General features: G+C 58.8%; 12 protein-coding genes. 9 read left to right on the top strand and 3 right to left on the bottom strand.

Annotated elements, in window-relative coordinates; all coding sequences use genetic code 11:
* Positions 1–33: 33 nt before the first annotated feature.
* Entirely contained in the window at positions 34–978 is a 945-nt protein-coding gene (locus ACMXYJ_RS26875) for an alpha/beta hydrolase (RefSeq protein WP_056741483.1), read from the bottom strand.
* Between the two features lie 227 nt (positions 979–1205).
* Between ACMXYJ_RS26875 and fadD2 the strand changes: the two genes are divergently transcribed.
* On the top strand, positions 1206–2894 hold the full coding sequence (gene fadD2 / locus ACMXYJ_RS26870; RefSeq protein WP_415757595.1) for a long-chain-fatty-acid--CoA ligase FadD2: 1689 nt from the start codon (positions 1206–1208) through the stop codon (positions 2892–2894).
* 345 nt (positions 2895–3239) lie between these two features.
* Positions 3240–4940 (top strand): long-chain-fatty-acid--CoA ligase FadD1, encoded by a 1701-nt coding sequence (fadD1, locus tag ACMXYJ_RS26865; protein ID WP_415757594.1) that lies wholly within the window; start codon positions 3240–3242, stop codon positions 4938–4940.
* Between the two features lie 76 nt (positions 4941–5016).
* Here the strand turns inward: fadD1 and ACMXYJ_RS26860 are convergent, their stop codons facing one another.
* Positions 5017–5394 (bottom strand): hypothetical protein, encoded by a 378-nt coding sequence (locus tag ACMXYJ_RS26860; RefSeq protein WP_282377262.1) that lies wholly within the window; start codon positions 5392–5394, stop codon positions 5017–5019.
* A 199-nt stretch (positions 5395–5593) separates the two neighbouring features.
* Between ACMXYJ_RS26860 and ACMXYJ_RS26855 the strand changes: the two genes are divergently transcribed.
* From ACMXYJ_RS26855 to def, 3 genes are all read left to right on the top strand, one after another.
* The gene (locus ACMXYJ_RS26855; protein WP_046056167.1) at positions 5594–5785 is read left to right on the top strand and encodes a CsbD family protein; all 192 of its coding nucleotides are present in this window, start codon (positions 5594–5596) and stop codon (positions 5783–5785) included.
* Positions 5786–5956: 171 nt separating this feature from the next.
* Positions 5957–6913: a YihY/virulence factor BrkB family protein gene (locus ACMXYJ_RS26850; RefSeq protein ID WP_415757593.1), complete on the top strand. Its 957-nt coding sequence runs from the start codon at positions 5957–5959 to the stop codon at positions 6911–6913.
* On the top strand, positions 6910–7449 hold the full coding sequence (def, locus tag ACMXYJ_RS26845) for a peptide deformylase (protein WP_415757592.1): 540 nt from the start codon (positions 6910–6912) through the stop codon (positions 7447–7449). The genes ACMXYJ_RS26850 and def overlap by 4 nt, the downstream gene beginning before the upstream one ends.
* Before the next feature lie 137 nt (positions 7450–7586).
* On the opposite strand, the gene ACMXYJ_RS26840 is transcribed toward def, so the two are convergent.
* Positions 7587–8003 carry a GNAT family N-acetyltransferase gene (locus tag ACMXYJ_RS26840; RefSeq protein ID WP_415757591.1) on the bottom strand — a complete coding sequence of 139 codons (417 nt, stop codon included), beginning with the start codon at positions 8001–8003 and terminating at the stop codon, positions 7587–7589.
* A 340-nt stretch (positions 8004–8343) separates the two neighbouring features.
* Between ACMXYJ_RS26840 and ACMXYJ_RS26835 the strand changes: the two genes are divergently transcribed.
* From ACMXYJ_RS26835 to ACMXYJ_RS26820, 4 genes are all read left to right on the top strand, one after another.
* Positions 8344–9285 carry a fatty acid desaturase gene (locus ACMXYJ_RS26835; protein WP_415757590.1) on the top strand — a complete coding sequence of 314 codons (942 nt, stop codon included), beginning with the start codon at positions 8344–8346 and terminating at the stop codon, positions 9283–9285.
* 155 nt (positions 9286–9440) lie between these two features.
* On the top strand, positions 9441–10232 hold the full coding sequence (locus ACMXYJ_RS26830) for a phosphate/phosphite/phosphonate ABC transporter substrate-binding protein (RefSeq protein ID WP_415757589.1): 792 nt from the start codon (positions 9441–9443) through the stop codon (positions 10230–10232).
* 230 nt (positions 10233–10462) lie between these two features.
* Positions 10463–11005, top strand: a complete 543-nt coding sequence (locus tag ACMXYJ_RS26825; protein WP_415757588.1) for a sigma-70 family RNA polymerase sigma factor — start codon at positions 10463–10465, stop codon at positions 11003–11005.
* Complete coding sequence (locus ACMXYJ_RS26820; protein WP_415757587.1) at positions 11002–12015, top strand: ABC transporter substrate-binding protein; 1014 nt, start codon at positions 11002–11004, stop codon at positions 12013–12015. The genes ACMXYJ_RS26825 and ACMXYJ_RS26820 overlap by 4 nt, the downstream gene beginning before the upstream one ends.
* The last annotated feature ends 570 nt before the right edge of the window (positions 12016–12585 follow it).

The raw sequence follows: 12585 nt of genomic DNA, 5'->3' as shown, positions 1-12585 counted from the left end.
ATTCCTGTCACGAATAAATAAATTCAAAAAAAACTATTCCGATCTGGGTGGTCGACGGTGGCTCAGCGCCTGGGCGATCCAGCTCAACACGTCATTGATCACTTCATCGCGGTTGCTCTCGTTGAACAGTTCATGCCGTGCCTGCGGGTAAATGGTCAGTTGCAGGCTTTGGCTGCCGGCCGCGCGCAGCGCATGGGCCAGATCTTTCAGACGCTTGCCTTCGCTCACCGGATCACATTCACCGCCGATGACCAGCAACGGCAGGCCCGGATCAATCTGAGCGAGATTGGACGCTTTGCTGATTTGCTGCAACCCACCGAGTAAATCGATCCACAGCTGATTGGTGCAGCGAAAGCCGCAGAGCGGGTCGTTGGCGTAGAGATCGACTTCCGCCGGGTCGCGGCTGAGCCAATCGAACTTAGTGCGCGCCGGTTTGAATTTTTTGTTGAACGAGCCGAACGACAGCCATTCGATCAGCGCACTGCGACCCTTCGGGCCCTGGCGCAAACGTTCCAGCCGCGCAATCTGCCGCGCCGCGCGATAAAGCGCCACCGGTTGGAAGTTCGAACCGCTGAGAACGGCCCCATGCAGGCTGGCGCTGTGGTGCAGCAGATAAGCCTGGGCGATGTAGCTGCCCATGCTGTGACCGAGCAGCACGATTGGCGCGCCGGGATGTTGTTGGCCGATGTGCTGGTTGAGGCTCGCCAGGTCGCCGACCACCTTGCACCAACCGTCATCGTCGGCGAAATGGCCCAGTGTCCCGTTTTCGGCAGTTTTGCCATGTCCACGCAGGTCCGGCGCATACACACCGTAGCCCTGATCACAGAGTTTTTCCGCCAGACGGGCGTAGCGGCCACTGTGTTCCGCCATGCCATGGGCCAGCAGAATCACTGCTTTTAAAGGCGCGGCGGGCAGCCACTGGTTGACGAAGAGGCGGCTGCGGTCACTCGCGGTCAGCCAGAAAGTGTCGTGGATCATGGCGATTCCTTTGCGCTTGGTCGATCCATTGTATAGCGCATCCATAGCGTGCCGTCCGATCAGGCCACGACGTGGCAGCAAGATTCACGCGATCAATGTCGACCGTGCGCATATTTGCCTGATTCGCCATAGCTGCTAGTGTCCGTGAAGCTCCGTTTTTCGCTTTTGTTTTACAGGAAGGACAGAAAAGCGGCCCCGGATAGGTTCAGGTAAAGAGGACAAGAACAATGCAACCTGATTTCTGGAATGACAAACGCCCGGCCGGCGTGCCCCTGGACATCGATCAAGGGGCCTATAAGTCGGTGATCGAGGTGTTCGAGCGTTCCTGCAAGAAATTTGCTGACCGCCCGGCATTCAGCAACATGGGCGTCACCCTGACCTACGCCGAACTGGAACGCTACAGCGCAGCGTTCGCCGGTTACCTGCAAGCCCACACCGACCTGGTGCCCGGGGATCGCATTGCGGTGCAGATGCCCAACGTCCTGCATTACCCGATTGCCGTGTTCGGTGCCTTGCGCGCCGGGCTCATTGTGGTCAACACCAACCCGCTGTACACCGCGCGGGAGATGTGTCATCAGTTCAAGGACTCCGGTGCCCGGGCGCTGGTCTACCTGAACATGTTCGGGGCCAAAGTCCAGGAAGTGCTGCCCGACACCGACATCCAGTACCTGATCGAAGCGAAGATGGGCGACCTGATGCCCGCCGCCAAGGGCTGGCTGGTTAATACACTGGTGAGCAAGGTCAAGAAGATGGTCCCGGCGTATTCCTTGCCGCAGGCCACTTCCTTCAAGAGCGCGCTGCGTCTGGGCCGGGGCCTGGGCATCAAGCCGCTGAAGATCGGGCTCGATGACATCGCCGTGCTGCAATACACCGGCGGCACCACCGGCCTGGCCAAGGGCGCGATGCTGACCCACGGCAACCTGGTGGCCAACATGCAGCAAGTGCGGGCGTGCCTGGAGCAGTTCGGCAATGACGGCCAGCCGCTGTTGCGCGAAGGGCAAGAGGTCATGGTCGCGCCGCTGCCGCTGTACCACATCTATGCGTTCACGGCGAATTGCATGTGCATGATGGTGTCGGGCAACCACAACGTGCTGATCACCAATCCGCGAGACATCAAGGGCTTCATCAAGGAGCTGAAGAACTGGCGGTTCTCGGCGCTGCTGGGGCTCAACACCCTGTTCGTCGCGCTGATGGACCATCCGGACTTCAAGACCCTGGATTTCTCCAGCCTCAAACTCACCAACTCCGGGGGCACCGCGCTGGTCAAGGCCACGGCCGAGCGCTGGGAACAGCTCACGGGTTGCCGCATCACCGAGGGGTACGGCCTGACCGAAACCTCGCCGGTGGCCTGCACCAACCCGTACGGCGACAAGTCGCGGCTCGGCACGGTCGGCCTGCCGGTGCCGGGCACCACGCTGAAAGTCATCAACGATGAAGGCGTCGAGCAGCCGCTGGGTGAGCGCGGCGAACTGTGCATCAAGGGCCCGCAGATCATGAAGGGCTACTGGCAGAAACCCGACGCCACCGCCGAAGTGCTAGATGCCGAAGGCTGGTTCAAGTCTGGCGACATCGCGGTGATCGACCCGGACGGTTTTGTGCGCATCGTCGATCGCAAGAAAGACATGATCATCGTCTCGGGTTTCAACGTGTACCCGAACGAAATCGAAGACGTGGTCATGGCTCACCCGAAAGTCGCCAACTGCGCGGTGATCGGTGTGCCGGACGAGCGTTCGGGGGAGGCGGTCAAGCTGTTTGTGGTGGCCCGTGAAACGGGTGTCAGCCTTGAAGAGCTGAAGGCTTACTGCAAGGAAAACTTCACGGCGTACAAAGTGCCCAAGCACATTGTCTTGCGTGAGTCGCTGCCGATGACGCCGGTGGGCAAGATATTGCGGCGGGAGTTGCGCGATATCGCGTAATGAATTGTTAGCGACGCAGCATCGAAAAGGGGCGGCCAAATACGGACGCCCCTTTTTTTATCTTCGTTGTTTGGCTGTAAGGCCTGTTCTAGAGCGCTTTCTGTCGCTATAGAATTTTTGCTCTAAAATAGACCATTGATTGGTCTTGAGTCACGAATGTGACTGTAGAGGCTGTTTTTGGCTCTAGTCGGCCTCTGGCAAAGCTGCTACTCTCGGCGCGCTTTGTGACTTCTCGGCCTATATAAAAAGCCAGACTCACCAACATAGATACCAATAAAAAACACACACCAATAATAATCGCATCAAATGCGGTGATGAATTCGCGTTGCTGAGGAGTGGGCTTCCATGATCGAAGACTTTTGGAAGGATAAGTACCCTGCCGGGATTGCTGCCGACATCAATCCGGACGAGTATCCGAATATTCAGGCGGTGTTGAAGCAGTCCTGCCAACGCTTTGCCGACAAACCGGCGTTCAGCAACCTGGGCAAGACAATCACCTACGGTGAACTGTACGAATTGTCCGGTGCCTTTGCCGCTTACCTGCAACAGCATACCGACTTGCAGCCGGGCGATCGAATCGCCGTGCAGCTGCCCAACGTGTTGCAGTACCCGGTCGCCGTCTTCGGTGCCATCCGCGCCGGGCTGATCGTGGTCAACACCAACCCGCTGTACACCGCGCGGGAAATGGAACACCAATTCAACGACTCCGGTGCCAAAGCCCTGGTTTGCCTGGCCAACATGGCGCACCTGGCCCAGCTCGTCGTGCCGAAAACCGGCGTCAAGCACGTGATCGTCACCGAAGTGGCCGATCTGCTGCCGCCGCTTAAGCGCCTGCTGGTCAACAGCGTCATCAAGTACGTGAAGAAGATGGTCCCGGCGTATCACTTGCCCAAGGCCATCAAGTTCAACGACGTACTGAGCAAGGGCCACGGCCAGCCAGTGGCTGAAGCCAACCCGGCCAGCAGCGACGTTGCCGTGCTGCAATACACCGGCGGCACCACCGGCGTGGCCAAGGGTGCGATGCTGACCCACCGCAACCTGGTGGCGAACATGCTGCAGTGCAAGGCGCTGATGGGTTCCAACCTCCATGAAGGTTGCGAGATCCTGATCACGCCGCTGCCGCTGTACCACATCTATGCCTTCACCTTTCATTGCATGGCGATGATGCTGATCGGTAACCACAACATCCTGATCAGCAACCCGCGTGATTTGACGGCGATGGTCAAGGAACTGTCGAAGTGGAAGTTCAGCGGTTTCGTCGGGCTCAATACGCTGTTTGTGGCTCTGTGCAACAACGAAGCCTTCCGCAAGCTGGATTTCTCTGCGCTGAAAGTCACCCTGTCCGGTGGCATGGCCCTGCAACTGGCCGCCGCCGAGCGCTGGAAAGCGGTCACCGGTTGCGCCATCTGCGAAGGTTACGGCATGACCGAAACCAGCCCGGTGGCCACCGTGAACCCGATACAGAACATCCAGATCGGCACCATCGGTATTCCGGTTCCGTCGACCCTGTGCAAAATCATCGACGATGCCGGTGTTGAACAGCCGTTAGGCGAAATCGGCGAGCTGTGTGTGAAAGGTCCGCAAGTGATGAAGGGCTACTGGCAGCGTCAGGACGCCACCGATGAAATCCTCGACAGCGAAGGCTGGTTGAAGACCGGTGACATCGCGCTGATCCAGCCTGACGGTTACATGCGCATCGTCGATCGCAAGAAAGACATGATTCTGGTCTCCGGTTTCAACGTGTACCCGAACGAACTCGAAGACGTGCTCGCGACCCTGCCGGGCGTGCTGCAATGTGCAGCCATCGGCGTGCCGGACGAGAAGTCGGGCGAGGCGATCAAGATCTTCATCGTCGCCAAACCGGGCGTGACCCTGACCAAAGAGCAAGTGATGGAGCACATGCGTGCGAACGTTACGGGCTACAAGGTTCCGCGCTCGGTGGAGTTCCGCGATGCGCTGCCGACCACCAACGTCGGCAAGATCCTGCGCCGCGAGTTGCGCGATGAAGAACTGAAGAAGCTCGGCGTCAAGAAAGTCAGCGCGTAACAAACAAAAGCCCCGCAGATGCGGGGCTTTTTGTGGGCACTGATATGAGTGGGCTTCTGTGGCTAGGGGATCGCGGTTACAGGCGGAACTGCGCGAAATTGACGTTGGTACCCGCCGGGCGCATGTCCTGGAGGTACGAGTCCTTGTCGGCGCTCAGTTCCAGGCTCAAGGCTGCTTTACGTTTGCCTTCATTGCGCACCACCAGACCTTCCAGCTTCTCCCGAAGGAATACCGTCGGCACTTTCAGGTGCAGCAGTTCGTCGGTATCCGGGGTGTGCATCAGCAGGTGAACCCACTCGTACTGACCAACGGCCAGGCGCGCGACCGGAATATCGAACCACCAGATGTTGCGGTTGCGGTTCAGTTCGGTGAAATGGCAGTTGTTGACGCCAAGCACAGCACCGCCAAGTTCCTGGTTTCTGCGGGCAATGGCCTGCTTTTTATCGAGTTTCATAACATTCCTACGGGATTGGATCTTCAGCGCCATGGCCTGAATACGTTGCGCATTCTCGGGGGTTGGTCGGCAAACATAAAGCCCAACCTGCGCTGAACGATGAAATGTCGCGGTGAAAATAAATGAAACTCCGCGCAAACGCCTTCGGTCAACCTTGTGTAACGACATTTCCCGTTGAATTGTTCGCAGGAGAATCACCATGAGCAGCACTGGCGATAAAGTAAAAGGCATGGCCAACGAAGCCGCCGGCAACGTCAAGCAAGGCGTCGGCAAGGCCACCGGTAACGACAAAATGCGCGCCGAAGGCGTCGTGCAGGAAAAGAAAGGCGAAGCCCAGCAAGCGGTCGGCAAAGCCAAGGACGCTCTGAAAAAAGGCATCGACAAGGCGTGATCAGGCCTTTGATGAGCAACAGAAACGGCCATCCGCGGATGGCCGTTTTTGTGTCAGCCTGAACTTGCACAAGGAAATTGTTTCAAACTCGCCAAGTAGGCTACTTTGATGTAGAAAACGGCCCCTGAGTCGCCACGACTTCGACCAAATTTGCGGCGAAAGGAGACGCTAATGTTTTTCCCACACATGAAAGGTCAGCGCCTGCACCGTGTCATGGTGCGCACGATCACCGAGTTCGTCGACGACGAGATGTCGACCTATGCCTCGGCGCTGGCCTATCAAATGTTGTTCTCGCTGTTCCCCTTCATTCTGTTCCTGATCGCCCTGATCGGTTTCCTGCACCTGCCGGACTTCTTCTCCTGGCTGCGCCTGCAATCGGAACTGGTCCTGCCGCCCCAGGCGCTGGAGCAGGTGAACCCGGTCATCGACCAGCTCCAGCAATCCAAGGGTGGCTTGCTGTCGGTCGGTATCGTGATTGCCCTGTGGACCGCGTCCGCCGGTGTGCGGCTGATGATGAGCGCGATGAACGCCGCCTACGACGTGGTCGAAGGCCGGCCGGCGTGGAAGCGTTTCCCTCTGTCGATTTTCTACACCATTGGCATCGCCGGCATGCTGCTGGTGGCCGCCGCGCTGATGGTGCTCGGGCCGCAGGTGATGGGCTGGATCGCCGCGCAAGTCGGCCTTGAAGAATTCATCGTGACCCTCTGGACCATCGTGCGCTGGCCGGTGGTGGTGATTCTGTTGATGATGGCGGTGGCGCTGATTTATTACGTCATGCCCGACGTCAAACAGGAGTTTCGCTTTATCACCCCCGGTTCGGTGCTGGCCGTGGTGGTGTGGATCCTTGCATCACTGGGCTTCGGTCTGTACGTCAAAACATTCGCCGACTACAACGCCATGTATGGCAGTATCGGCGCGATCATCGTGCTGTTGCTGTACTTCTACATTTCCGCCGCCGTGCTGTTGCTCGGCGCGGAGATGAATGCCGTGATCGAACACATGTCGACCGAGGGCAAGGGGGATGGCGAAAAATTCCCCGGCGAGCTCGATCACGAACCCAAACACCACGTGTCGGGACTGGGTCGGGATCACTCGATCAAGCCGACCACTGACGAAGTCATCAAATGATCCGTGAAATTCTGAAAATGGGCGACGAGCGCCTGCTGCGCATCGCTCCGCCGGTGCCCGCCGAAATGTTCGACAGCCCCGAGCTGTGGCAACTGATCGACGACATGTTCCAGACCATGGAAAGCGTCGGCGGCGTTGGCCTGGCCGCACCGCAGATCGGCGTCGACCTGCAATTGGTGATCTTCGGTTTCGAGCACAGCGAACGCTATCCGGACGCCGAAGCGGTGCCGCAGACGATCCTGATCAACCCGCTGATCACGCCGTTGAGCCCGACGCTGGAAGAGGGTTTCGAAGGCTGCTTGTCGGTACCCGGCCTGCGCGGCGCGGTGGATCGCTATCAGCACATTCGGTATGAAGGTTTCGATCCCAAAGGCAATCCGATCGTGCGCGTTGCCGAAGGCTTCCATGCGCGGGTTGTGCAGCATGAATGCGATCACCTGATCGGCCGGTTGTACCCGTCGCGCATCAGTGACTTCAGCAAGTTCGGATTTACCGAAGTGATGTTTCCGGATCTCGATCCGAACTCAGACGATTGACCGAATCCAACCCGAAACCAATGTGGGAGCGGGCTTGCTCGCGAAGGGGCCATGTCAGTCAATATTGATGTCGACTGACACGCCGCCTTCGCGAGCAAGCCCGCTCCCACATTAGATCTTCTTAAGGCTTTAGAACGTTATCTGGCCATGTCCAACCCCATGGCGATCATCGGTTTGCTCCGCGCGTAACGGCTCAAGCGTTCGGCCATGGAGTAGGGCAGTGGCGGGTTGAAGGTTAAACCGCGACGTTCATAAAACCCGCGCAAGTCTGGATGACAAAACAGCCACACCGGGCCTTCAAGATCCTTGAGCGCCTCGGCGATCAACGCCGCAGCGATGCCCTGTTCACGGCAGGCCGGATCGACAAATAAACCCGTCAGCCAATGCCCGTCCGCCACCGGTCGCAAACACAGTGCGCCAATGATCTCCTCGCGCCGGGCCACCCACAGTTGAGCGTCGCGGACGGCTTTCATCGACGATTGGTGAGCGCGATAAAACTTGTTCATCAAGGGCCACAAAGGCTCGGCGAGCAAGGTGTACTGGGTGTTGGGCATGGGCTTCGACTGTCGGTGCGCAAAGCGGGCGATTATAAAAGAACGCGCGCGCAGCGATAGGTGTATACCTGATCCCACATCCCGTATGAGTGGAGTACGTATCATGGCCAAAGGCATGGATTCAAAAAAAGCAGCAAAGAAGAAACCGGCAAAAACTGCCGATGAAAAGCGCGCGGACAAGAAGGCCAAGAAGGTGGATGTGTTCGGTCATTGATACCGCCGCTGGTAAATGATCGTTGATTGATCGTTCCCATGCAGTGGGAACGATCGTCAAAATAATCTGCAAGAAAACCCTGCGCCATTGCACAGAAGGGGATTGGTCCCCGATCTGAGCAACGCCATGCCCCATTACTTCGATACCGCCCACCGTGAAGAAATCGACACCCTGCGCCAACGCCTGACCGCTCGCACCGAGTGGCCGACCTGGCTGTTGCTGGTCGGCGTGTACGCTGGTTGGTTCAGCATTGTTTTGGGGAGTCATCGGTTGGGGCTCTGGTGGAGCACGGTGTTGTTGATTCCATTGGTGGTGCTCTGGTTGTCGGTGCAGCACGAATTGCTTCACGGGCACCCGACCCGTTGGACATCGCTGAACAAGATCCTCGGCTACGCGCCGTTCGCCGTCTGGTATCCCTACACCCTGTATCGCGACAGCCATTTGTTGCATCACCGCGACGAAGACCTGACCCTTCCGGGTCGCGATCCGGAAAGCCGTTACCTGAGCGCCGAGCAATGGCAGGGCAGTTCGCTCTTCGAACAGAGTCTGCACTGGCTGAACAAAACCGTGCTCGGACGCTTCGCCCTCGGTGCACCGCTGGCCTTGCTGGCGCTGGCCCGGGAGGAACTGCAACGTCTAAAAGCAGGTGAGCGACAAGCCTGGTTGATGTGGTTGAGCCACGGCGCGTTGACCCTGCTGATGTTGCTGTTTATCGCCCGCTACAGCGTGCTGCCGGTGTGGCATTACCTGTTGCTGATCAGTGTGCCGGCGCTGTCGATTGCAATGATTCGCTCCTACTATGAACACCGTCCCCACACTGAGCCCGAGCAAAGGACGGTCATCAATGAAGCCGCCTGGCCGTGGCGCTGGCTGTTCCTCAACCTCAATCTGCATTTGGTGCATCACGACTTGCCAGGGCTGTCCTGGTACGACTTGCCCCGCGCCTATCACGCGCGTCGCGAGCAATGGCTGGCGCGCAGCGGCGGGTTTCTGGTGCAGGGTTATGGCCAGTTGTGGCGCCGGCACGGGGTGAAGGCCATCGACAGCCCTCGGCATCCGTTTCACTGATTTTCATGATCGACACCACCCCCTGTGGGAGCGAGCTTGCTCGCGATGAGGCCATAACATCCAACATTGATGTGCCTGTCACGCCGCTATCGTCGGAACGCCGCCCGGAGCAAGCTCGCTCCCACATTTGAATGTCGTTGTATTGGAAGATTTCGATGACACAGCACATCGCTGAATTACTGATGTACGTCGCCCCCGAGTCGATCCGCGAGGCCAACGAGCGCTGGCTGACGCAAATGATCGAGCGACTGGGTGCCCCCCGCCGCAACGCCGAGGGCCTTTCGCTGATGGACCTCTGGCTGTCCCCGCACTTGCTGCTGACCCAAACCTGCGGCTACCCGCTGATGACCGCGCTGCGCGGTCGGGTCCGGGTCATCGGTCGTCCTCGTTATGAACTGCCGGACGCCAACGGCGGCAACCATTGCAGCCTGTTGCTGAGTCGCGTCGATGATCCGCGGCGAAGCCTGCCGGCCTTTCGCGACAGTCGTGGGGTGATCAATGGCGAAGACTCCAACAGCGGCATGAACCTGTTGCGTCACCGGCTGGCGCCGTTGCATCGCGACGGGCAGTTCTTCTCCAGTGTTGCCATCAGCGGTAGCCACCGCGAGAGCCTGCGCGGGTTGCGTGAAGAAACAGTGGACCTGGCGGCCATCGACAGCGTCACCTTCGCCTATCTGGCGCGGCACGCCGAAGAAGAAGTGGCCGGCCTGCGGGTCATCGCGCGAAGTGCATTCAGCCCGACCTTGCCGTTCATCACCGCCGCGACCGTTACCGATGAACAGGCCGAGGAGTTGCTGCAGGTGATGAACACGACGTTGCAGGAATTGCCCGACGTCGCTGAAGTTCTCGGCCTGCACGAGGTGTTGCCGGCCAGCGAAAGCGACTATCAGATTGTGCTCGACTATCAGCTAGAGGCTGAGGCGTTGGGATTTGGGCGATTACGGTAGGCAGAATCAAAAGATCGCAGCCTTGCTTCGCTCGACAGCTCCTACAAGGATGTCGGCGTACACCTGTAGGAGCTGTCGAGCGAAGCGAGGCTGCGATCTTGATGATGTTGAAATAGCACCTAATGGGATATAAAAATACTTTTTAAATATTATTAATGAATAAGGCTCCTTGCTAGGATCGCGTCACCGGATCACCGGACATTCAGCGACCCCTAACCCTTGGAGCCTCTATGTCCGGCACCGACCTTTCCCATCGCAACGACGTGGGCGGATTGTTCCGCGCGCATTACTGCTGGCTGTGCGCACGGTTGCGCCGGCATCTGGGCGCCAGTTCCAGCGTCGAAGACATCGCTGCCGAAACCTTTCTACAGCTGCTCGAATCGCCGGGGCTGACCCCGATCCGCGAGCCTCGCGCCTTGCTCACCACCATTGCCCTGCGGTTGATCTATCAGCTCTGGCGCCGCCGCGATCTGGAACGCCAGCACCTCGATCAGTTGCAACACCTCGATCAGCCTCAAGCGATCTCGCCCGAAGAGCGGGTGCAACTGACCCAGGCCTTGCATGGCCTCGACCGCACGCTTGAGCGCTTGCCGGGCAAGGTTCGCGCAACCTTCCTGTTGTCGCGAATTGACGGCCTGACCTACCCGCAAATCGCTGCCGAACTGGGCATTTCCCTGCGTTCGGTCAGCGTCTACATGACGCGTACCCAAGCCCTGTGCGCCCGGCACAGCGCCAACCAATCCTTGAATTCCCTGACCCGGAGGTCCGCATGAGATCGATCAAAACCCTGCTCGGCAGTTCGCTGCTGGCCCTGAGCCTTGTGGCAACTCACGTTCCCGCGGCAGAAAAAACCGCGCCGATCCACTTCGGTGACATCACCTGGGAAAGCGGCAGCCTCATCACCGAAATCCTGCGCTTGATTGTCGAGAAAGGTTACGGCTACCCGACAGATACCTTGCCGGGCAGCACCGTCAGCCTCGAAGCTGCACTGGCCAAGAACGATATTCAAGTGATCGGCGAAGAGTGGGCCGGGCGCAGTCCGGCGTGGGTCAAAGCCGCGTCGGAAGGCAAAGTGTTTGGGCTGGGCGACACGGTCAAAGGCGCCACCGAAGGCTGGTGGGTGCCGGAATACGTGATCAAGGGCGACCCGGAACGCGGCATCAAACCCCTGGCGCCAGAGCTGAAATCCGTCGCCGACCTGGCGCGCTACAAGGACGTGTTCCGCGACCCGGAAGACCCGAGCCGTGGGCGCTTCCTCAACAGCCCGACCGGCTGGACCTCGGAGATCGTCAACAGTCAGAAACTCAAGGCCTATGACCTGACCGGCAGCTTCGTCAACTTCCGCACGGGTTCTGGCGCCGCACTGGATGCCGAGGTGGCTTCGTCGATCCGTCGTGGCAAACCGGTGTTGTTCTACTACTGGTCGCCGACGCCGCTGCTGGGGCGTTTCAAACTGGTGAAACTCGACGAGCCGGCGTTCGACGCCGAAGCCTGGAAGACCTTGGCCGACGCCAACAACCCGAACCCAAAGGGCACGCGCTCGATGCCGGCAAGCCTGGCGATTGGGGTGTCCGCGCCGTTCAAGGCGCAGTACCCGGACCTGGTGGCGTTCTTCGAAAAGGTCGACCTGCCGATCGATCTGCTGAACCACACGCTCGGCCAGATGAGCGAAAAGCGCCTGCAACCGCGTCAGGTGGCCGAAGCGTTTCTGCGTGATCAGCCACAGGTGTGGAAGGGCTGGGTGCCCGGTGAAGTGGCCACTAAGGTGAGTGCGAGTTTGTAAGTTTGTAAGTTTGTAGTGCCTGGAAAATAGCCATCGCGAGCAAGCTCGCTCCCACAGGGGATCTATGTCACGCCGAAGATCCAATGTGGGAGCGAGCGTGCTCGCGATGCTCTTGAAGCCTACACCAACTCCGCTGCAAGCAAGCCACCCCCCGGCGGTGCAGGCGTTGATGAGTCTGCTGGCCAAGAAATGACGCCTACCGATGCTGAACCGATTTTGTCCTCAATACTGGCCGACTAGTGGCCTTGCTTACCTTCCTCGCCTGTCTATGCTGACTCGTAACTAACTATATCGACCGCCATGTGAAGGCCGTCATACACGATAAAAGTGTGCGCAACCCAAGGCACCGACGCTGAACAACACGGAGCTGTCCGGTCAATGGAATGTCTTATCAGAACGTTAGGGCTGGCCCGATTCCGGGCTATCAAGAGAAGGATGTCTTGATAAGAGCGTTGCGGCATGGACTCTCCGATTAAACATCATTGATCACCTGACCAAGTCCCTCCTGTGGAGGGATGCGTGTGCCTGTTCCCTGGAACGTAGTGGTGGAGCTGTTGAAAGACCAAAGAA

Source organism: Pseudomonas arabinosi (genome assembly GCF_047758675.1).
Classification (GTDB): domain Bacteria; phylum Pseudomonadota; class Gammaproteobacteria; order Pseudomonadales; family Pseudomonadaceae; genus Aquipseudomonas; species Aquipseudomonas arabinosi.
This window is presented reverse-complemented; position numbering and strand designations above follow the sequence as displayed.